Source organism: Methylobacterium sp. AC315, assembly GCF_979253755.1.
Window position 1 is genome coordinate 294,422 of the sequence record NZ_CEEDEA010000002.1, and the last position, 20,845, is coordinate 315,266.

18 protein-coding genes are annotated in these 20,845 nt (G+C 69.8%); 12 read left to right on the forward strand and 6 right to left on the reverse strand.

What is annotated here, in order from left to right; genetic code table 11:
• Positions 1–7: 7 nt before the first annotated feature.
• The 4 genes from AC0IY0_RS04140 to AC0IY0_RS04155 all read left to right on the forward strand — a co-directional run bounded on the left by AC0IY0_RS04140 (position 8) and on the right by AC0IY0_RS04155 (position 3,212).
• Positions 8–301: an RNA-binding S4 domain-containing protein gene (locus tag AC0IY0_RS04140; RefSeq protein ID WP_471763141.1), complete on the forward strand. Its 294-nt coding sequence runs from the start codon at positions 8–10 to the stop codon at positions 299–301.
• A gap of 216 nt (positions 302–517) precedes the next feature.
• Entirely contained in the window at positions 518–856 is a 339-nt protein-coding gene (gene fdxA, locus AC0IY0_RS04145; protein WP_461230651.1) for a ferredoxin FdxA, read from the forward strand.
• 557 nt (positions 857–1,413) lie between these two features.
• Entirely contained in the window at positions 1,414–2,013 is a 600-nt protein-coding gene (locus AC0IY0_RS04150) for a CarD family transcriptional regulator (RefSeq protein ID WP_147906310.1), read from the forward strand.
• A gap of 323 nt (positions 2,014–2,336) precedes the next feature.
• Positions 2,337–3,212 (forward strand): RNA polymerase factor sigma-32, encoded by an 876-nt coding sequence (locus tag AC0IY0_RS04155; protein WP_007559662.1) that lies wholly within the window; start codon positions 2,337–2,339, stop codon positions 3,210–3,212.
• A 101-nt stretch (positions 3,213–3,313) separates the two neighbouring features.
• On the opposite strand, the gene AC0IY0_RS04160 is transcribed toward AC0IY0_RS04155, so the two are convergent.
• Both AC0IY0_RS04160 and secB read right to left on the reverse strand, forming a co-directional pair.
• Positions 3,314–4,546: an MFS transporter gene (locus AC0IY0_RS04160; protein WP_461230650.1), complete on the reverse strand. Its 1,233-nt coding sequence runs from the start codon at positions 4,544–4,546 to the stop codon at positions 3,314–3,316.
• A gap of 568 nt (positions 4,547–5,114) precedes the next feature.
• Positions 5,115–5,615 carry a protein-export chaperone SecB gene (secB, locus tag AC0IY0_RS04165; RefSeq protein ID WP_147857047.1) on the reverse strand — a complete coding sequence of 167 codons (501 nt, stop codon included), beginning with the start codon at positions 5,613–5,615 and terminating at the stop codon, positions 5,115–5,117.
• 339 nt (positions 5,616–5,954) lie between these two features.
• Between secB and AC0IY0_RS04170 the strand changes: the two genes are divergently transcribed.
• The 8 genes from AC0IY0_RS04170 to gmk all read left to right on the forward strand — a co-directional run bounded on the left by AC0IY0_RS04170 (position 5,955) and on the right by gmk (position 14,492).
• Positions 5,955–6,671, forward strand: a complete 717-nt coding sequence (locus AC0IY0_RS04170) for a Tim44/TimA family putative adaptor protein (RefSeq protein ID WP_147906308.1) — start codon at positions 5,955–5,957, stop codon at positions 6,669–6,671.
• 18 nt (positions 6,672–6,689) lie between these two features.
• Positions 6,690–7,883 (forward strand): murein transglycosylase A, encoded by a 1,194-nt coding sequence (gene mltA, locus AC0IY0_RS04175; protein WP_471763142.1) that lies wholly within the window; start codon positions 6,690–6,692, stop codon positions 7,881–7,883.
• On the forward strand, positions 7,880–8,527 hold the full coding sequence (locus tag AC0IY0_RS04180) for a Smr/MutS family protein (protein WP_471763143.1): 648 nt from the start codon (positions 7,880–7,882) through the stop codon (positions 8,525–8,527). The genes mltA and AC0IY0_RS04180 overlap by 4 nt, the downstream gene beginning before the upstream one ends.
• A 120-nt stretch (positions 8,528–8,647) precedes the next feature.
• Positions 8,648–9,538 (forward strand): bifunctional DNA-formamidopyrimidine glycosylase/DNA-(apurinic or apyrimidinic site) lyase, encoded by an 891-nt coding sequence (gene mutM, locus AC0IY0_RS04185; RefSeq protein WP_147939055.1) that lies wholly within the window; start codon positions 8,648–8,650, stop codon positions 9,536–9,538.
• 258 nt (positions 9,539–9,796) lie between these two features.
• Positions 9,797–11,197, forward strand: a complete 1,401-nt coding sequence (mltG, locus tag AC0IY0_RS04190; protein ID WP_147906304.1) for an endolytic transglycosylase MltG — start codon at positions 9,797–9,799, stop codon at positions 11,195–11,197.
• 390 nt (positions 11,198–11,587) lie between these two features.
• Entirely contained in the window at positions 11,588–12,487 is a 900-nt protein-coding gene (locus AC0IY0_RS04195) for an alpha/beta hydrolase (protein WP_471763144.1), read from the forward strand.
• A 426-nt stretch (positions 12,488–12,913) separates the two neighbouring features.
• On the forward strand, positions 12,914–13,777 hold the full coding sequence (locus AC0IY0_RS04200; protein ID WP_471763225.1) for a YicC/YloC family endoribonuclease: 864 nt from the start codon (positions 12,914–12,916) through the stop codon (positions 13,775–13,777).
• A gap of 49 nt (positions 13,778–13,826) precedes the next feature.
• The gene (gene gmk / locus AC0IY0_RS04205) at positions 13,827–14,492 is read left to right on the forward strand and encodes a guanylate kinase (protein WP_419829081.1); all 666 of its coding nucleotides are present in this window, start codon (positions 13,827–13,829) and stop codon (positions 14,490–14,492) included.
• A 28-nt stretch (positions 14,493–14,520) separates the two neighbouring features.
• On the opposite strand, the gene AC0IY0_RS04210 is transcribed toward gmk, so the two are convergent.
• The 4 genes from AC0IY0_RS04210 to rbfA form a co-directional block, all read right to left on the reverse strand.
• The gene (locus AC0IY0_RS04210) at positions 14,521–17,136 is read right to left on the reverse strand and encodes a histidine kinase dimerization/phosphoacceptor domain -containing protein (protein ID WP_471763145.1); all 2,616 of its coding nucleotides are present in this window, start codon (positions 17,134–17,136) and stop codon (positions 14,521–14,523) included.
• A gap of 109 nt (positions 17,137–17,245) precedes the next feature.
• On the reverse strand, positions 17,246–18,640 hold the full coding sequence (locus AC0IY0_RS04215) for a dihydrolipoyl dehydrogenase (RefSeq protein ID WP_471763146.1): 1,395 nt from the start codon (positions 18,638–18,640) through the stop codon (positions 17,246–17,248).
• A 559-nt stretch (positions 18,641–19,199) separates the two neighbouring features.
• Positions 19,200–20,231, reverse strand: a complete 1,032-nt coding sequence (truB, locus tag AC0IY0_RS04220) for a tRNA pseudouridine(55) synthase TruB (protein WP_147910547.1) — start codon at positions 20,229–20,231, stop codon at positions 19,200–19,202.
• A 54-nt stretch (positions 20,232–20,285) separates the two neighbouring features.
• Positions 20,286–20,729: a 30S ribosome-binding factor RbfA gene (rbfA, locus tag AC0IY0_RS04225; protein WP_147910546.1), complete on the reverse strand. Its 444-nt coding sequence runs from the start codon at positions 20,727–20,729 to the stop codon at positions 20,286–20,288.
• Positions 20,730–20,845 lie beyond the last annotated feature (116 nt).

The window sequence follows — 20,845 nt, forward strand, 5'->3', positions numbered from 1 at the left end:
CCCGCGGATGCGGGAGGGTCGGCAGCGGCTCGACAAATGGCTGTGGTTCGCGCGGTTCGCGCGGACCCGCTCCCTGGCTGCGCGCCTGTCCGAAGACGGCTTCGTGCGGGTGAACGGAACCCGAGCCGAGAACCCGGCCAAGGGCATCGTGATCGGCGACGTGGTGACTGTGGCCGCTCCCCACGCGACCCTGGCCGTGCGCGTACTCGCCCTCGGTGAGCGGCGGGGACCTGCCCCGGAGGCGCGGGCTCTTTACGAGGACTTGGCTGGCGTACAGACGTCGATCGAGCCACCCGAGTGATGAGCTGGCGCCACAGCCATGCGTCGCGGATCGGGTCGCAGGCCCCTGGGACACCCGTGCGCTTGTCAGCCTGGAAGGCAGGGTCTAGAGCCCTTGGCTTCCGAAAGACTTGGTTCGACGCGAGGTTTTGCGGCGCACCATCGAAGCGCCGCCTGGGCGTGCGGGCCTTCCAGGCTCCGCCCGGGCTGAACAGAATTTTTAGGACGAAGACAGCCGATGACCTACGTCGTCACTGACAACTGCATCAAGTGCAAGTACATGGACTGCGTCGAGGTGTGTCCGGTGGACTGCTTCTACGAGGGCGAGAACATGCTCGTCATCCATCCGGACGAGTGCATCGATTGCGGCGTCTGCGAGCCCGAGTGCCCGGCTGAAGCGATCAAGCCTGATACCGAGTCGAACCTCGAGACGTGGTTGAAGCTGAACGCCGACTACGCCAAGAGCTGGCCGAACATCACCCAGAAGAAGGACGCGCCGTCGGACGCCAAGGAGTGGGATGGCGTCTCGGGTAAGCTCGAGGCGCATTTCTCCAACAACCCTGGCTCGGGCGACTAGAGCCTGATGCCCTGCGGAGGTCGCCCAGGACCAGGGCGGATCGAAACGCGGACACGGGCGGGCAGAACTAGGATCACGGATCGCCTCACGATGTTGCGATCCAGCCTTGGCCCGTTCGGCGCTTGTGGATCATGGCCGAAACCGTCTTTGACCTGCGTCAAGCGAAGCCCTGAGCCGCGATCAGGTCATTCCTCTCCGGCTTGGCCGGTGTAGAACTCTTTCGAGGCTGCGCCCGGATGGCGCGCGCTTCTTCAGGGATGCTTTGATCTGTGCGCCGGATTGTGATACACAATCCGCCTGCCGTCGCTTGCGCCAGACGTGCTCCCTCAGGCCGAATTGCCTTTCGCTTTCGTGAATTAGAGGAGTGGCACGCGAACGACCGCCGAGGGTGACTTCGGCGGGTGTTCCGGTGTTTGCACGGCCGCGCCGGGGAACGCCCGGATCTGTGCCTGGTGGGCACGGATCCCGGGAACGGCGAGGCAAACCGGGTATCCCGCCCGGAAGAACACGGTTTTGCGCGGTGCGGAGCATCGCGCGCCAGTGGAGGCCCTTCTCGCATGACCACAGCCAAGAAGACGACGACCGTTGGCCGGCAAGGCTTCAAGACCGGTGAGGCCGTCGTATATCCGGCCCACGGCGTCGGTCGCATCACCGCGATCGAAGAGCAAGAGATCGCGGGCTACAAACTTGAGCTGTTCGTCGTCTCGTTCGAGAAGGACAAGATGGTTCTGCGCGTCCCGACCGCCAAGGCCAACTCCGTCGGCATGCGCAAGCTCGCCGAGCCGGACCTGGTAAAGAAGGCGCTGGACGTGCTGACCGGCCGCGCTCGGATCAAGCGCACCATGTGGTCGCGTCGGGCTCAGGAATACGAGGCCAAGATCAACTCTGGCGACCTGTTGGCCGTCACCGAGGTGGTGCGCGACCTGTTCCGCTCCGAGGCGCAGCCCGAGCAGTCCTACTCGGAGCGCCAGCTCTACGAGGCTGCCCTGGACCGGATCGTGCGTGAGATTTCCTCGGTCAACCGCATCACCGAGACCGAGGCGCTGAAGCTGATCGAACAGAGCCTGGCCAAGTCCCCACGCCGCGCCAAGAGCGAGGCCGAGCCGGAGGCGGAAGCCGAAGGTGAGGGCGATGACATCCAGGAAGTCGCTGCCTGAAGCGCCTCTGTTTCTTCGATGAGAAAAAGCCCGGCCCCTTGGGGTCGGGCTTTTTCGTACCGGCATGCTGGATCGGTCGCGTCTCCCGCTTTTCCACGTCAGTTCGACGCACAGGGGACTGGACGGCGCGACGTTAGAACCCATATTTCTTGGTGAAACACGAAATCGTGGCCATCGGCCTGTCGCACTGCGAAGGCACGTGGCGGAACTTTCGTGATTGGCCTTCCGTTGTCGGTTGCCTGGCGCCGCCGTTCGGTGACGCCCTGCGGGTTGGACGCTCCGTTCGGCGCCGCGACAGCACTCGGCAACAAGAGGCAGGCGGGATGGCTGATATCGCTGGAATTCGACGGCAGTTCATTCGGACTGCCATGGAGGCGCCCTTCCTGGCCCGGGAGGAAGAGCGCGGCCTCGCCGTACGCTGGAAGGACAACCGCGACGAGCGGGCGCTGCACCGTCTGATTTCAGCCCATATGCGCCTCGTCATCGCCCTGGCGGGGCGTTTTCGTCACTACGGGCTGCCGATGGCAGACCTGGTGCAGGAGGGTCACGTCGGTCTCATGGAGGCCGCAGCGCGGTTCGAGCCCGAGAGGGATGTCCGGTTCTCGACCTACGCGACGTGGTGGATTCGCGCATCGATCCAGGACTATATCCTGCGCAACTGGTCGATTGTGCGCGGGGGAACGTCCTCGGCTCAGAAAGCCCTGTTCTTCAACCTGCGCCGGCTGCGTGCCCGGTTGATGCAATCCACTGAGGAGCATGTCGGCGACGAGATCCATCGCCGCATCGCAACCGCCATCGGCGTCTCGCGCGACGACGTGGCTCTGATGGACGCCCGCCTTTCAGGTCCCGACATGTCGCTGAACGCCCCCGTCGGCGAGGACAACGACGCCTCCTCCGAGCGCATGGACTTTTTGGTCGACGGTGCGGCGCTTCCGGACGAGACCGTGAGCGCGACGGTCGACGGCGAACGGCGCCTCAGCTGGCTGCAACAGGCCCTGACGGTCCTGTCCGAGCGCGAGCTGCGCATCCTGCGTGAGCGGCGCCTCGCTGAGGATCAGGCGACCCTCGAAGCCCTGGGTCAGCGCCTGGGCATCTCGAAGGAGCGGGTCCGCCAGATCGAGAACCGCGCCCTGGAAAAACTCCGTCGCGCCCTGGCTGACAGGTTCCCGGCCGCGACCGGGAGCCCGCATATCGGCTGATCCTTCCGACAGGAGCAACCGATCTTTTGAACAAGCCCGGCCTCTCGGCCGGGCTTTTTGCGTTTCCCGCAGGGGGTCCCGAACCTGATAGGCAAGAGTTTTTACGCTCCCTGGCCCGCCGTGCGTCGCCGCTCCCTCCCACGCCTGCGCCGACCGGGCTCCGGCGTCGCGTCGAGCCATATCACCAGCACCAGGGCGATAAGGGCCGGTACGCCGAGGGCGAGGAACGCGCCGGTCCAGCCGAACAATCCGTAGGACAAGCCACCATACCAGCCCGACAGGGCGCCGCCGACGCCCTGCACGGCGTTGACGCTGCCGAGCGCTGTCTGGGTACGCCCGGACCCCCAGGTCAGGTCCGCCACGATCACCGGCACGGCCACGCCGACGATGCCGGAGGCGACACCGTCCAGGACTTCCGCCGTGATGAGCCAGACCGGATCGTCAATCAGACCCGACAGGACGGCCCGCACCGGCAGTACCGCGAACGCCACCATCAGGAGCTGGCGTCGTCCGCGCCGATCCGCCAGGGAGCCGGCGAACAGGGCCACTGGCACCATCACGAGCTGTGCCACCATCACGTAGCGGGCCGTCCATGTCGTCGCGTCGGCGGCGGTGGCCACCAGTTTCTGTCCGAGCAGGGACAGCATGCCGCCATTGCCAAGGTTGAACAGCGTCAGCGCCACGGTGAGCACCAGCAGACGCCGGTTGCCGAGGACCTGACGAATGCCGCTGCGCTGCGGCTCGTCGTCCGCGTCCTCCTCCCAACCGACCGCGCGACGTCGACTCCAGGCGCCGGCCGGGGTCGTCAGCGTCGCGACGATCGCGGCGACCGCCATACCGCCCAGCACCCAGAAGGCGATCGCCGGACCGAATGTTCCAGTGCCGAGGCTGATGCCGCCGGCGGCGATCAGGATGCCAACATGGTTGAACGCCTGGTTGCGGCCCTGTTGTTTAGGGAACCCGTCCTTCCCGACGATCCCGAGGGTCAGCGCGGCGACCGCCGGCAGCAACAGGGTACCTCCCGCCGCGGCGAGCAGCTGCGCCACCAGGACCGCCGGGAAGCTGCGCGCCGGGAGAAGCAGGAGCGTGCCCGCCAGGATCGCCGCGCAGGCGAGCGCCACCAGGAGACGCGGACGTGTAAAGCGGTCGACCATGGCCCCGAACGGGCCGCTCAAGAATAGCGTCGCGATGCCCACTAGGGTGATGACAAAGCCCACCCGCGCCGGACTCCAGGACGCAGCCTGCGCCAGCCACGTCCCCAGGAAGGGGCCGAGGCCACCCTGGATGTCCCCGGTGAACAGGTTGATCAGGGCAAGGTGTGCGGTGGGGCTCATGCGATCCAGGTCTGGCAATGGGCCCCGGACCTGAACGCCGTCCCTCGTACGGTCAAGCCCGGCAGCGAGCGTCCGCCCCCTGCGGCCGCGCCGGCCGGGCGGGCCGTACGGCGTGAGCCCGTCGCCGAACGACCCGTTCTCTGGCGCGACCTCGACCGAGTTCACGAACACGTCGGCTGGCGTCACCCCCGGCTCGCGCCCGAGGGCTGTGTCGGCGACTGCTTTTGTGCCGTGGTCCGTGTGGCGTTGCAGGTGATCTGGATGATGACCAGCCCACCACCGCGATGGCTGTCGAGATGGTCAGCCCCGAAGTGGGAGTTCGCCGAGCTACGGATTTCGAAGATGCATGGGCGGGACGAGATCGTGCTGGTAGAGGAGAGCCTGCGCTGGTTCCTAGCCCCGGACTTCCCGATCCCACCAGCGGGCGAGCCGTTCCGTCTGTCCAGCTAATCGGGGCCCTGCAACGTCCTGGCGGCGACTGAGCGGGCGCCCTGTAGAAGCGCTGCGAACGCTGGCTGCGGCCTATCGCGGTCCCGGCGGCCACTGACCGCCGGGACGGTTCAGCGCCTCAGGAAGCGAGCGGACCGCTGGCGCCCTGGGCCTCCATCGCCTTCTGGCGGTAGAGCGCAACGAAATCGATCGGATCGATGTACAGGGGCGGGAAGCCGCCGTTGCGCACCGCCTCGGCCACGATCTGCCGAGCGAACGGGAACAGCAGGCGCGGGCACTCGATCATCACCGCGGGATGAAGCTGGTCGGCCGGGATGTTGACCATGCGGAAGACGCCCGCGTACTTCACGTCGAAGGCGAACAGCACTTCGGCCTGGATCTTGGCGTCGCCCTCCAGGGTCAGCTCGACCTCGAAATCGGTGTCGGAGAGCTGCTGCGCGCTGACATTCACCTGAATGTTGATCTGCGGACCCTGACCTTCCTTGGGCTGGAGAGAGCGTGGCGCGTTCGGGTTCTCGAATGAGAGGTCCTTCGTGTACTGAGCCAGCGCATTGATGGTCGGCGCGTCGCCCTGCGGCATGCCGCCGCCGTTGCCGTTGGCTGCCGGAGAGTCGGCCATGCGGATCATCCTTCTCGATCGGCCGGCAGGGCCGGCCCGGGTTGTCGCGGCGCGAGCCGCGGAACGGCACCGCGATGCGGCCCGGAAGGCAGCGCCGCTAACACGCGCGTCGGAGACGGACAAGCAGCGGGCTGGCGTGGCGCTGGCGGCAGCGGTGTTCGAGACCCATATCGGTTGACGCATGGGGATCGCGGCGTTCCGCATCGGTATAACCGGCTCGCTCCTTGCGCGTTGGTCAGTTATGAGTCGCCTAGACCCGCGAGCGCTTTGCCGGCGCCGCACCGCGCACGACCTCGGCACGGGGCACGAGGTCCCGCCGCGGCCACCATCGGATCGGTGATGCAGGACAGTTTCGACATTACGACGATCATCTTCCTCGCACTCGCAGTCTTCGTGATCTGGCGCCTGCGCTCGGTGCTCGGCCAGAAGACCGGTGCCGAGCGCTCGCCGTTCAAGCCGGTGGATCGAAGCCGTACCGAGCCGCAGGCCCGATCTGAGGGCGACAACGTCGTTCGGTTGCCCGGTGCCGACCGGGTTCAGCCCGCGTCGGCCACAGCGTCTGCGGCGGTACGTGACTGGCGCGGCATCGCGGAGCCCGGCTCCGAGATCGCCCGCGGGCTCGAAGCGGCCGTTCAGGCGGAGCCGAGTTTCGACCCTCGCGCGTTCATCGAGGGGGCCAAGTCGGCCTACGAGACGATCATGATCGCCTTCGCGAAGGGCGACCGGAAAACCCTGCGGGGGCTCCTGTCGAAAGAGGTCGGCGAAGCTTTCGAGCGGGCCATCGTCGAGCGTGAGCGCAACCGACAGACCTTGGAAACCACCTTCGTGTCGATCGACAAGGCGGAGATCGTCGCCATCGAGGTGCGTAACCGTGTCGCGCAGATCACCGTGCGGTTCCTGTCGAACCTGATCACCGCCACCCGCAACGCCGAGGGCAAGGTCGTCGACGGCAGCGCCGAGACGGTTGTCGAGGTGCCGGACGTCTGGACTTTCGCGCGCACCCTCGGCTCGCGGGACCCGAACTGGCAGCTCGTGGCCACCGAGGCCGGCGCCTGATTTCGTGACCCCGTTGCCGTGCCAAACTTGCGTGCCTGGTCCGGAGGTATCCCGACCGCCCTCATCCCCGCCCTCTTCGCGACGTTCCTAGCCGGCTCGTCCATGGCCGCCTTCGCCGAGGTCGGCGGGGCGGTCCTGACACCCGTGGCGTTCGCAGCACTGCCGGGCTTTCCCGGCCCCGATCCGGCCGCTTCACTCGACGCGTTCCGGAGGGTCTGTGCCGCGCCCCAGCCCGCGACGCCACAGCCGGCGGGGGTCGCTGGCGATCCGGCGGACCTGTCGGCGGCTTGCGCGGCTGCGGTGGGGGTGACGCGCGAGGCGGCGGCCACGTTCTTTCAGGATCGGTTCGAGGCCTACCGGGTGGTGCGGCCAGGGGCAGAGCGCCCGGGCTTCCTGACGGGCTACTTCGAGCCGGAGCTGGACGGCTCCCTCACGCAGGGTCCGGACTTCCTGACGCCGGTTCTCGCCCGACCTGACGACCTCGTCTCGCTGGCCCCTGGCGAGACCCGCCCCGGTCTCGACCCGGTCCTGCGCGCCGCCCGCGCCACCGCGGATGGGTTCGGACCCTATCCGGACCGAGCGGCGATCGAGGACGGGGCGCTGGGCGCCCAGGCGCGGCCGATCCTATGGCTGCGCGACGGGGTCGATCTCCTGGTCCTGCAAGTCCAGGGCTCCGGACGCGTCCGCCTGCCCGACGGCCGGGCCGTCCGAGTGTTGTATGACGGCCGCAACGGCCGGCCCTACACGGCCGTGGCCAAGCTGATCGTGCAGGAGGGCCACCTGCCTTTGGAAGGCCTCACGCTGGCCCGTTGGACGACCTGGCTGCGCGCCCATCCCGAGAGTGCGCGACGGCTGATCCGCACCAATGCCTCCTACATCTTCTTCCGCTTGGCCCCGGTGGAGGATCCGGCGCTCGGTCCGCCGGGTGCCGCCAATGCGCCGCTGACGCCGGGGCGTAGCCTCGCGGTGGATGGCGGACTGTGGCGTTACGGCCTGCCGTTCTGGCTGGACGGGCCGTTGCCGGGCGGTGTGCCGGGCGACACCGGACGCCTGGTCATCGCCGCCGACACGGGGTCGGCGATCGTCGGCCCGGCCCGGGGCGATTTGTTCGTCGGGACCGGGGTGCAGGCCGGGGTCGCGGCCGGAAACCTACGCGATTCCATAGGCTTCGTCGTGCTGCTGCCCAAGCCCGCCCGCGGGGTCACGCCGTGAGGCCGCCGCGCCGCACGCGCCGGCTGAGCGCCGGGGAGGCCCGGCTCTGGGGTGAGATCGCCAAGCTCGTGACACCGCTGACCGGCCGGGCGACGCTGCCGCAGCCCGAGGTCGCGCCGGCGCCGCCGACCGCCACCATGCCGCCGCTGACGGCGCCGATCCTGAAGCCAACCGTGCCTCCGGTGGCCAAGAAAGCGCGCCTGAAACCGCCGCCCAAGCCGGCCGTCGCCCTGCCCCAGAAGGTCACCGCTGCGCCCTATCAGGCGCCGCTCCAGAGCCACGCTGCCCCGTCGGGGCTGGAGCGGCAGGCCAAGGTCGGGCTGCGCCGGGGGCGTCTGGCCGTGGAGGCGCGGATCGACCTGCACGGGATGGTGCAGGCGCAAGCCCATGCTGCGCTGACAGGATTCCTTCTGCGGTGCCGGGCCGCCGGGCATGCCTACGTACTGGTGGTGACCGGCAAGGGGGGCCAGGAGAGAGGGGGCTCGTCCTATCCCGATGCCTTCGCGGAGCGGGGGGTGCTCCGGCGCAGCGTGCCGCACTGGCTGCGCGGCGCCGAGCTGCGCGGCATCGTGCTGGGCTTCGAGGAAGCGTCGCGGCACCATGGCGGCGGCGGCGCGCTCTACGTCAGACTTCGCCGTCGCTGAGCGCCAGCCTTCGCGCGCTCTTCGCGGGCCAGGGCGGCAAACCGCGCCGTTGCCGACTTCTTCGAAGAACTCGATATTCACAACGCGCGCTCGCGTGGTCGAACGAAAAGTCCGAAAACAATGCCGGAGCTTCCCGAGGTCGAGACGGTGCGGCGCGGCCTGGTGCCCGCGATGGTCGGCGCCCGGTTCAGCCGCGTCACCCTGCGCCGGCCGAACCTGCGCTTCCCGTTCCCGGAGCGATTCGCGGCGCGGCTTGAGGGTCGGACCGTGACCGACCTCGCCCGCCGGGCGAAGTACCTCACCGCCGGGCTCGATTCGGGCGAGACCCTGATCATGCATCTCGGCATGAGCGGCCGGTTCGACGTGGCCCTCCCCGACGGGAGCAACCTCTCCCCCGGGGACTTCTACCTGGAGGGGGCGCAGGGCACGCCGAAGCACGACCACGTCGTGATGGCGATGAGCACCGGGGCCACGATCACCTACAACGACGCCCGCCGCTTCGGCTTCATGGACCTCGTCCCGAGCGAGACCCTCGCGACCAGCCGCCACTTCGCCCGGATGGGGATCGAACCGCTCGACGGGCTGACCGGGGCGGTGATCGCCGGCCTGTTCCGGCACAAGATCACGCCGCTGAAGGCCGCGCTGCTCGACCAGAGCCTGATCGCGGGCCTGGGCAACATCTACGTCTGCGAGGCCCTGCACCGGGCCCGCCTCCACCCGGAGACCCCCGCCGGCCTGCTGATCAAGCCCGACGGGCGCCCGACGCCCAAGGCCAACGCGCTCGCCAAGGCGATCGTGCAGGTGCTGCAGGAGGCCGTGAAGGCCGGCGGCTCGACCCTGCGCGACTACGCCCACACCGACGGCAGCGCGGGCGCCTTCCAGCACGCCTTCCGGGTCTACGACCGGGTCGGCGAGCCGTGCCGCCACCCGGGCTGCCGCGGCTCGGTCACCCGGATCGTGCAGGCCAACCGCTCGACCTTCTTCTGCGCGACCTGCCAGCCGCCGGTCTGACCCATCGCCCCGATCGGCCCGCTCTCGCGGCGCGAAACGGCATTTTCGCCACAAACCCGACTAGGGTCGCGGATCTCGACGCGCACACCGGGTTGCGGGCTGCCGGTCCCGGCCCGCGGCGCGGGATCGGTCGCGCGGGCCTGACGCGTCGTCCCGGAAGTCGGATCCGGGACGACGCGTCAGGCCGCTGGTTTTGCATCCTCGTCGTCCCGAAGGCCGCGTGCCGGCGTTCGGGATGATGCTCGTGACAGGAACGCGATGTTCTTCCGCCGCTCAAAGACGCCCGCGCCCGAGACCATCGCGCAGGATCCGACGGAGGGCCCCGCGCTGCCGCAGCGGCTGTCGCCGCGCTCGCCGGGCGAGGCGATCAAGCCGACCGCCGCGCCGCCGCCGCCGGAGAAGCCGGTGCGCGAGCGCAGCGGCCTCGTCGGCATCATCAGCGGCGCCCTCACCTTCGCGGTGGTGATCGCCATCGCGGCGATGATCGGGATCACCCTGTTCCAGCGCCAGGTGCGCGAGCCGGGGCCGCTCGTCGCCGACAAGGTCGTGGTGATCCCGACCCACAGCGGCACGGGCGAGATCGCCGAGACCCTCAAGCGCGAGGGCGTGATCGACCATACCGGCCTGTTCGAGTTCGCCGCCCGCTTCGGCGGACGGCCGGCGCTCCGGGCCGGCGAGTACATCTTCAAGGCGCATGCGAGCATCGCCGACGCCCTCGACACGGTGACCACCGGCCGGCAGGTCCAGCACGCGATCACGTTCCCCGAGGGTCTCACCTCCGAGCAGATCGTCACGCGGCTCAACGACAACGACATCCTCTCGGGCGAGATCAACGAGATTCCCCCGGAGGGCTCACTCCTGCCCGACACCTACAAGTTCGAGCGCGGCGCCACCCGCCAGCAGATCGTGAACCTGATGCGGGCCAAGCAGCGCGAGGTGCTGAACCAGATCTGGCTCCGCCGCAGCGCCGACGTGCCGGTGCGGACGCCGGCTGAGATGGTCACCCTGGCCTCGATCGTCGAGAAGGAGACCGGCCGGGCCGACGAGCGGCCGCGGGTCGCCGGCGTGTTCATCAACCGCCTCAATAAGCGGATGAAGCTGCAATCGGACCCGACCATCGTGTACGGGCTGGTGGGCGGGCGCGGCACCCTCGGGCGCGGCATCCTGCGCTCCGAGATCGACCGGGCGACGCCCTATAACACCTACGCGATCGAGGGCCTGCCCCCGGGGCCGATCGCCAATCCCGGCCGCGCCGCCCTGGAGGCGGTGGCCAACCCGTCCCGCACCAAGGACCTGTACTTCGTGGCGGACGGCAGCGGCGGCCACGCCTTCGCCGACTCGCTCGAAGGCCACCAGCGCAACGTCGCCCGCTGGCGCGCGGTCGAGAAGAGCCGCCAGGCGCCGCCGGACGCGGTCGACAAGGTCGAGCCGGGCCCCGACCCGAGCGTCCCCGGCCGGGCCTCGGCCTTCGCACCGGGCAACGCCCCGAACACCAACGCGGCCTTCGCCCTCGATTCCGGCACGCCGGGCACCCGCGCCTTCGACGCCTCCGAGGGCACCCGCCTCGATCCGCTGAAGAACCGCAGCTACGATCTCGGCTCGCCCAAGACCGTCCCGGCGCTGGCCGACCCGACGCCGGCCCCGCGCGGGCGGCGGTAGGCTGGGAGGCGCCGGGCTCCGCTGAAGCGCGGCGCTTTCCAGAACCAGAACGGATCCACTGCAAATCCACGCGGTGCGTGGGCCTTCTGTCCGCTGCGTCGCCGACGGCTCTCCGTCATGGCGCGTGCAGCGAGGCTGGCGGTAAGAATCCGACGGGTGGAACGCGTGCCGTGGGTCCGCTTCCGACCCTACGGACCTTCGGAATGTCCGCTTCGCGGCAGCATGGCGGAGGATGACCTCCGACTGGGTTGGGTGGTTTCCTGCTGGTCCGCTTCCGGGCGGCGGATGCATCGGAGCAGACATGGCAGTGGAGCCTGCTCACAACCTTTTGCGCGCCTGGGGCAGTCGATCCATGATGATCGCCACGACCACGCGCTATGATCGGCACCCGTGAAGCCCAACGCATTCTGTCGGCTTCTTGCGGGCTGGCTCTACCTGACGATGCTAAATCCTGGCCCTTGCCACGCTGACGAGGCGCTTTTCACAGCAGACGATGTCTTGAATGGGGTGGCACCCGGCGATTGTCAGGGGTCGAACTACATTCGTGTCGCTCTGGATGGACGAGACGATTGCCTACGCTTCTACGGGGCTCAAGCAGAACCGACCGGTCGACCGCCGTTGGTGTTCCTGGAAGGGGACGTGATCAGCGTAGCGCAGCCTCGGACTGACCCGCCGGTCTGGCAGGTTAGCGAGTTCTACAAGCGGCTCAATCCGAGGTTGATGCAGAAGGAAGCGGAGCACTACTCAGCGGCGACAGCGCGAACATTTGTAAACCTTGCACGGCCAGGAACATTCGGCTCCTCCGGTCATCACCTAGAGCGGCGGCGACCTCGCGAGGTTGCGCTGGTGAACGCTGCTCTCGATGTTCTCAAAGCACGTTTCGGCTGGGCGCAGATCAACCTCGCTGGCTTCTCCGGAGGCGGCCACTTGGTGGGGGCACTTCTGGCGCAGCGGGACGACATCGGTTGCGCTGTGATCGCATCGGGCAATGTAGCAGTTCGCCAGCGCGGCATGGAGCGCGGTTTATCCACGGATGTGACGGGTTACGCAGACTTCGTTGACCCAATTGAGCATGCTGCGGAGATCGGGCGTCGCCATCCGATGCGTGTCGTGATCTTGACCGACCCCTTCGATCGCGTCGTCGAGGCAAAGTTTCAAGATATGTTCGCCGTGGCATTGCGAACAGCAGGTGTCGCTGTGGAGCAGCGATTAGTAGCCGCGGCGGACCCCGGCCACCACAATCTACGATCCGCTGCAATTATCGCAGGGCTGGCATGTACCGATAGATAAACTGCTCCAAGCGCGTTCTGGATGACTGCTATTGGGATGCGCCGATGGCGATCGGCACGGCTGGCATGGGTCGGGGCCGGAACGTCCGCTCCAGGGGGAAGGGTCGGGGTCCGCCTGCCAGCCTTCTCGGACTGTTCGGCTGAGGACCACCCGACCGGCGTCATCACGTGGGCTGCGGGATCCCGGGCCGTCACGGATCGCCGGGTCGCTGCGCTGCGTGCACGAGGGCGCCGCGGCAAGGACGTCGCAGCAAGGACCCCGCAGCAAGGACGCCGCGGATCAGCAGCCCCGAAACCTCGGGGCCGTCCGAAATGAACCCCGATCCGGCATCCCCCCTGCCCGTCCGCCCCTTCCCCCCGAAGCGATCCGTGCTACAGGCCCCGATCTTCTTGAGGACGGGGGGTCGGCTTGGCCCAGATCGCGAGCATGACCGGGTTCGCCCGGGCGGCGGGCACCACCGGGGCGGTGCAGTGGGCCTGGGAGGTCCGCAGCGTCAACGGGCGCGGGCTCGACGTGCGCGTCCGGGTGCCGGCCGGCTATGACGGACTCGGCGAGACCGCGCGCGCGGCCCTGCAGAAGACCCTGTCCCGGGGGCAGTGCCAGCTTACCCTGACGCTGACCAAGCCGGACACGACGGCCCGCGTGCGGATCAACGAAGCCCTGCTGGCGAGCCTCGCGCAGGCGGTCGCCCGGGTGCCGCGGCCCGATGACGTGGCGCCCGCGACCCTGGACGGGCTGCTCGGCGTGCGCGGGGTGATCGAGAGCGACGACGAGGCGGCGTCGCCGGAGACGGAGGCGGTCGCCCGGGACCTCGCCGAGGGCATGGTCCGGGTGGTCGCCGACCTGGTCGAGGCTCGCCGGGCCGAAGGGCGCCAGCTCGCCGACATCGTCACCGCGCAGGTCGACCGGATCGCGGCGCTGACCCAGGCCGCCGAGGACAACCCGGCGCGCAAGCCCGAGGCGGTGCGGGCCCGGCTGGCGGCCTCCATCGCGGCTCTGGGCGGGGCCGGCCTCGATCCCGACCGCCTGCACCAGGAGGCGATGCTGCTCGCCGGCAAGGCGGATGTGCGCGAGGAGCTGGACCGGCTGCACGCCCACGTGGCCAGCGCCCGGGAGCTGCTCGCGGCGGGCGGCGCGATCGGCCGGCGGCTGGATTTCCTGGCTCAGGAATTCGGCCGCGAGGCTAATACCCTGGGCGCCAAGGCCAACGACATCAGCCTGTCGCGGATCGGCCTCGACCTCAAGGCCGTGGTCGAGCAATTCCGCGAGCAAGTGCAGAACATCGAATGACTTTTCGGGACCGGGGGATGCGGATGGATATCGCGACGGAGCCACGCGGATGAGCGGACCGGCCAACAACGTCTCCGACACGATCGCGCGGCGGGGCTTGATCCTGATCCTGTCGTCGCCCTCCGGGGCGGGCAAGACCACGCTGACGCGGGCGATCGCGCAGGACCCGGCCTGGGCGCTCGACCTGTCGATCTCGGTCACCACCCGGTCGCGCCGCCCCTCCGAGATCGACGGGCGGCACTACCACTTCATCGACCGGGAGGCGTTCGAGGACCTGCGCAGCCGGGACGACCTGCTCGAATGGGCCGAGGTCCACGGCAACTATTACGGCACGCCCCGCCGGCCGGTGGAGAAGGTCCTGGGTTCGGGCCGGGACATGATCTTCGACATCGACTACCAGGGCACCCGCCAGGTCCGGGCCAAGCTGGCCCAGGACGTCGTGACGGTGTTCATCCTGCCGCCCAGCATGGCCGAGCTGCGCCAGCGCCTGGAGCGCCGCGCCGAGGATTCGGCCGAGACGATCGAGAAGCGCCTGGCCAACGCCCGGACCGAGATCCAGCGCTGGAGCGAGTACGACTACGTCATCGTCAACGAGGACCTGCAGGACGCCTTCCGGGCGCTCCAAGGCATCCTGTCCGCCGAGCGGTTGAAGCGGGCGCGCCGGACGGGTCTGGCGCAGTTCGTGGACGGGCTACTGGCGGAGGCGGACGCCTGAGGGATCGCGATGGCGGTGGCGATACCGCTCACGCCGTGATCGTGAAGCACGCGCCCGGGTTGTTGGCCACGTCGAGCCGGGCGTTGATCTGGTCGAGCATCGCCCGGATCAGCTTCATCCCGAGGCCCGTGCCCCTGCCGCGCACCTTGGCGTCGGCCCAGTCGTCGGGCAGGCCCGAGCCGTCGTCGCAGACCCGGAGCTGGACCTCGCCGGGGCCGGAGGCCGAGACGCTGACCTCGACGCGGCCGCCGCCGGCGGGGTTGGCGGCGTACTTGAAGGCGTTGGTGACGAGTTCGGTGGCGATCAGCGAGAGCGCCACCGCCTTGCGGTAGGGCACCATCAGGCCGGGCTCGGCCGAGAGGTCCACGGCGTGGCCCTCGCCGGCCAGCCCCGCCAAATCGTTGCACAGGTTCTCGATGGTCTGGCCGAGATCGACCTCGTCGAAGCGCTCGGCCTGGTACAGGCTGTCGTGCACGCGGGCGACGCTCATCACCCGGGCGGAGGTGTCCGCGAAGGCCTGGCGGGCGTCGGGGTCGGCGATCTGCCGGCGCTGCATCTGCAGGAAGGCCGAGACGATCTGCAGGGAGTTCTTCACCCGGTGGTCGATCTCCCGGGTCAGCAGGTCCTTCTGCTCGAGCAGGCGCTCCTTCTCGGCGAGCAGGCTGGTCAGCTCGTCGATCTTGCGGCGTTGGCGCAGCACCACGCCCTCGACCGCCTCGGCGAGCGAGCGGGAGAGACGGACCTGCCACGCGGCCCAGGCCGTGGCGTAGCCGGTGCGCTCCTCGACCCAGCGCTCGAACGAGCGACGCGGCAGCAGGGCCACCGGACCGCTGCCGGCGAGCACCGGTTTGCGCGGGTCGCCGCCCCAGGTCACGGTGCTGGGCACCTCGGGCCGGAACCAGATCAGCAGGGTCTCGCGCGACTCGTCCACGAAGGCGGCGAGCACGCCGCTGGCGATCTCCCGGTACGGGGCCGCCTCCAGGTATTCCGCGGTGAAGCTGCTGCTGCTGTAGTCGGTTTCGCCCGGTTGCAGCCCGGTCCGCAGCCAGCGGGCGATCCGGGCGACCACCGCGGGGGGCGGCGCCTGCCCGATGAGGGTGACCCGCTCGCCCGCCACGATGCCGGCGCCGGTGGCGCTGAACAGGTCGAGCAGGGTCGTGGTGCCGCCGGTGAGCGCGGCCACGAAGTCGTCGGACCGGGTCAGGCCGCGGACCAGGCGGCCCTCGACGTCGAGATGGGTCTGCCGCTCCTCCCAGAGCCGGCGCGACTCGATCTCCTGCACCCGCATGGCGAAGGCGTCGGTGAGCACGGTAGCGGCCGAGCGCGTCTCGGGCGTGACATAGTGCGGGCGGCGGTGATGGCCGATCATCAGGCCCCAGAGCCGGCCCTCGACCATGATCGAGATCGACATGGAGCCGTTCACGCCCAGGTTGCGCTGGTACTCCAGGTGGATCGGCGACAGCGTGCGGTGCTGCGCGAAGGTCAGGTCGATCGGGCCGTTGCCGGCGCCGGGGGCCGCGACCAGGCCGACCGGCACGCTGTCCCGGTCGATCACGAAACGGTTCTTGGCCCGGGTGTAGAGGGCGCGGGCCTGCGCGGGGATGTCGGAAGCCGGGAAGCGCAGGCCGAGCAGGCTGCGTGACCAGTTCGGAACCTTGTCCTCGGCCACCGCCTCGCCGTTCCAGTCCGCGTCGAACCGGTAGACCAGCACGGCCTCGAAGCCGGTGAACGCCCGGATCTCCAGGGCGGCGATGCGGGCGGCCTCGGCCAGGGTGTCGGCCTCGCGCAGGCGCCCGACCGCGAGCTCGGTGTCGACCTGGCTGGCGGTGGGGAAGTCGTCGGCGGATTCGGGCTCGAGCTCCAGCTCGACGATCACCCGGCCGGCATGGGCGTGGGCGACCACGTAATAGGGTGCGGCGCGGCCGGTCAGGGTCAGCCGGCGGCGGACGGACAGGCCGTCCGACAGGGTGCCGGCCGAAAGCCGCGCGCGGACCGCCGCGACGAAGTCCCGGGGCAGCACCTCCTCCAGGGGACGGCCGGCGAGCGGCGGATCCACGGGATCCACGATCTCGTCGACATTGGCCGAGTAGGCCAGGACCTGGAGGGTCCCGGCGTCGGCCGCGATCATGACCGCGTTGGGCTGGATCGAGCCCGGGATGTGGATCGGCTCGCGCTCGCAGTGGCTGGCATCCACCGGCTCGGCCCGGGCCCGCCGGCCGATCGCCGCCATGACGGCCTCACGGGACAGGCCGGCGCCGAGGCTCTCCAGCGGATCGATGGTCAGCCACGTGACCGGCCCGGCCTCCGCGGCCTTGCCGTGGCGCATGTGGACCCGCGCGCGCAGGGGCTGGGGCAGCCGGCCGAACACGTAGTCGAAGCTCTCGTCCAGGGCGCCCCTGCGGGTTCCGGAGAGGAAGCGGCCGCGGAAACTCGGCACGTTCGTGCCCGGCATCACCTCGCGGAAATAGTTGCGGCCCAGAACTGATTCGCGCGAGAGGCCCGAGAGGGTGCTCGCGCCCTCGCTGAAGACCACGACCGTGCCGTCCGCGTCGAGGCCGATAACGCCCTCGTCGAGGCGGTCCAGCGCGTCGGACGCGAGCGTATCCAGGTCGGGGCCGCCTTGGGGGGCCTGTTTCGGCGGCATCAGGAAAGCACCCCGCTCATCCGGTCTGATATGACCGGGGGCGCAGTGAAGTGCAATGCTTCCTCAGACACCAAGATGAAACCGGAATCACGATGCCGTTGAACGCAGACTAAGACCGGCAGATCGTGTGTGTGATTTCAGACAATGACGTCGAAAATCCCTCCTCAAATGTAGGGTGGTATATGGGCTGGTTCAGGACAGTTGCGGCGGTCTTTCCGTCCGCGATCGCGTGGGTCAGCAGATGCGCCAGATGCTCGACCGCGGGTCCGATCATTTCGCCCCCCAGGAGCGTACCGTCCCGGTCGGCCCAGATCCGCAGGCCGCCGCGATTCGCGCCGTCGACCCGGGCGCGGCCCTGGTCGGCGAACTCGACGGTGCCGGTCACGCGGCCGGGGGCGTCGGCCTCGTAGGGCGCGCCGACCACCGCGACCTGCGGATCGGTGAACACCATGGCGAGGCTGGTCCAGGGTTCCGGCTTCGCCACGGCGCAGGACGCAGCCAGCGCCGCCGCGTTGGCGCCGGCGATCCCGCCCTGGCGGCTGGCCTCGTGCAGCACAGGCCGCCAGCCATCGGCGTCACCGGCGATCAGGATCGGGGCGCCCGCACAAACGAGACTGCGCCGGTCGAACTCCGGCACGCCGTCGTCGCCGAGGCGCAGGCCTGCGGCGTCCAGCCCGAGTCCGTCGAGGTTCGGCGCGCGGCCGGTCGCGGCGAGCACCCGCTCGGCCCGCGTCACCTGCGCGTGCCCGTGCCGGTCTGTCCAGGCGAGGCGCACGCCGTCGCCGTCGCGCGTCGCCGCTTCGAGCGTCGCGCCGAGATGCAGGTCCAGCTCCGCACCGAAGATCGCGGCGGCCTGTCGGGCGAGGTCCGGCTGGGACAGCCCGGCGACCGTGTCGCCCGTATCGAGCACCGTGACCCGGACGCCGAGGCGCGTCATCGCCTGGGCGATCTCGATCCCGACCGCGCCGGCGCCGAGCACGGCGAGCGAGCCCGGGAGATCGGGGATCTCGAACAGGGTGTCGGTGGTGAGAAGCCGGTCGCCAAGCCCGTGGAGCGGCTTCGGGATGTTCGGGCTCGATCCCGTGGCGATCACGGCGGCCTTGAAGGCGATGCGCGTGTGGGCATCGACCGTCAGGCTGCGGCCATCCTCAAACCGGGCGGTGCCGGCGATGCGCGCGCCCTCGGGCAGCCCGTCGAGACCGTCGAGAACACTGTCGACGAACCGGTCCCGCTCAGCACGGACGCGTTCGAGCACCGCGCGCCCATCCACCGCGACGCCGGACACCCGGATGCCGAACGGATCGGCGCTCCGGGCCGCGTGGGCGGCCTTGGCTGCCGCGATCAGCAGCTTCGAGGGCATGCAGCCGACCCGGGCGCAGGTCGTCCCCCCCGGGCCGCGCTCGATCAGCACGGCGCTGGCCCCGGCGTCGGTGGCGGCCCGATAGGCGGCGATGCCGGCGGTCCCGGCCCCGATCACCGCCACATCGCACGCGTGTTCGTTCATCGTATTCCCAGGCCGGTTGCCGGGGCCAAAGTCCGCCCGCCCCGGTTCGTTCCGCCTGCGCGGACGCGCCTCAGGTGGGGCTGGCGGGTTTGGACGGGATGGGTGCGAAGGAGATCCGGCTGGGATGCGGCCGGCAACCGCCGCCCCCCCCCCCCCCCTCTGTTTCCGAATGCGCCGCAGGTCGCCGACCCCGCGCGGATGACGACGGTCACACGTCGTCGTCCGCGCGGGGGCACGAGGCGCTCTCCTACCCTTGTGACACCGGGTCGGACAGGTTGGGATTTTGATCGCTGTTCAGGGCGGAAGGCTCAGTCTTTTCCGCCTTGAGACTCCGTCGAAAAAGCCACCCGCCGTCATCCCGGCTCGCCTGCGGCGCCCCGGGATGACGGCGCGGGTCCCTCTTCGGTACGGGAGAGGGGGTTCGTCGCGCCCTATGAGCGCCGATGCGTGAACATCCAAACCACGAGGGGGAGGAGAAACGCGTTGTGTTCGAAAGACTTGCGCTGAAAAACCCGAACCGTCGATCCGGCAGCCCACGTCGGTGAAGGCAGGACGGCCGTTACCCTGCGTTGCGCCCCGGCGCCGTGCCGCCGAGGTGGAACACCCGGTGCGGCACCAGTTCGCCGCGCTCGACGTCGCCCACCGCGACCAGGATGCCGCCACAGGTCGCGAAGGCCTTGCCCTCCACGGGGGCGTCGCGGCCGCGCAGGATGACAGACTGGCCGCGCATCAGGCGCAGGCCCAGGTCGCGCGAGACCGTCACCTCGGGGATCGCGTCCAGCGCGGTCTCGACCGGCCGGAGATGCGCGAGTGCGGCTTCCGGGCCGCCCTCGGTCAAGCCGGCGGCGGAGCACGATTCGGCTTCCGAGAACGGCCCGACGCGGGTGCGGCGCAGGGCCGAGACATGGCCGTAGCAGCCGAGCATACGGCCGAGGTCGCGGGCCAGGGCACGGACATAGGTGCCCTTGCCGCACTCGGCCTCGATCACGGTGCGCTCGCCGTCATGCTCCACCACCGCGAGGCGGTCGATCTGCACCGGCCGGGCCACCAGTTCCACGATCTCGCCCTCGCGGGCCAGGTCGTAGGCGCGCTCGCCCTGGATCTTGATCGCGGAATAGCGCGGCGGGACCTGCTCGATCGCCCCCACGAAGGTCGGCAAGGCCGCCTCCACGGCGGCGCGCTCCGGGCGGGCCTCGCTGGTCGCCACGGCCCGGCCCTCGGCGTCATCGGTGTCGGTCTCGACACCCCACTGCACGGTGAACCGGTAGGCCTTGCGACCGTCCATGACGAACGGGACGGTCTTGGTCGCTTCACCGAGGGCGATCGGCAGGATGCCCGACGCCAGCGGATCGAGGGTCCCGGCATGGCCGGCCTTCTTGGCGTTGAAGGCGCGCTTCACCACCGCGACGGCGTGGGTCGAGGTCATGCCGACGGGCTTGTCGAGGATGACCCAGCCCGACACGTCCCGGCGCTTGGGCCGGTCGGGACGCGGCCCGCGCTGCGGGCGGCGCTCCTCCGGGCCCCGGCGCTCGGCGCCGGGACCGGGTACCGCGCGCTCGGCCGGCGGATGATCTTCGATGGAAACGGTCATAGCCTCGTGTCCCCCGGGGTCGTTGCCCCGTTCCTGTCCGTGTGCCGTCGGGGATCAATGCCCCCGACCGGTCTCCGGTTCGTCGTCCTCATGCCCGTCGCCGTCCCGCTCCGGGACGAGGTCGCGCTGCACCCGCTCGTCGCGGAGCAGCTTGTCGATGCGTGCCGCCTCGTCGAAGGTCTCGTCGCGGAGGAAGCGCAGCTCGGGCGCGAATTTCAGGTTCACCCGGCGCGCCACCTCCTGGCGCAGCACCTTGCGGTGGCGGTCCAGGGCGGCGATCACCGGCGCCTCGTCGACACCGCCGAGCGGCATCACGTAGGCGGTGGCGAGCTTCAGGTCCGGAGACATCCGCACCTCCGGCACGGTCACGACATGCGTGTTGAGCACCGGATCCTGGATGTCGCCGCGCTGGAGCACCTCCGCGAGGGCGTGGCGCACGAGTTCGGCCACGCGCTGCTGGCGCTGCGAGGGGCCGCTGGAGGTTGGTTTCTGGGCCATTCTGTCTCGGGCCGGCGGCGCAGGGCGGCCGGTTCACGTCCAAGAGGGATCACGTCCAAGAGGGGCGCGGTGCGCGAAACGACGCGCGAAACGAAAAGACGGCCGCGGCTGACGCC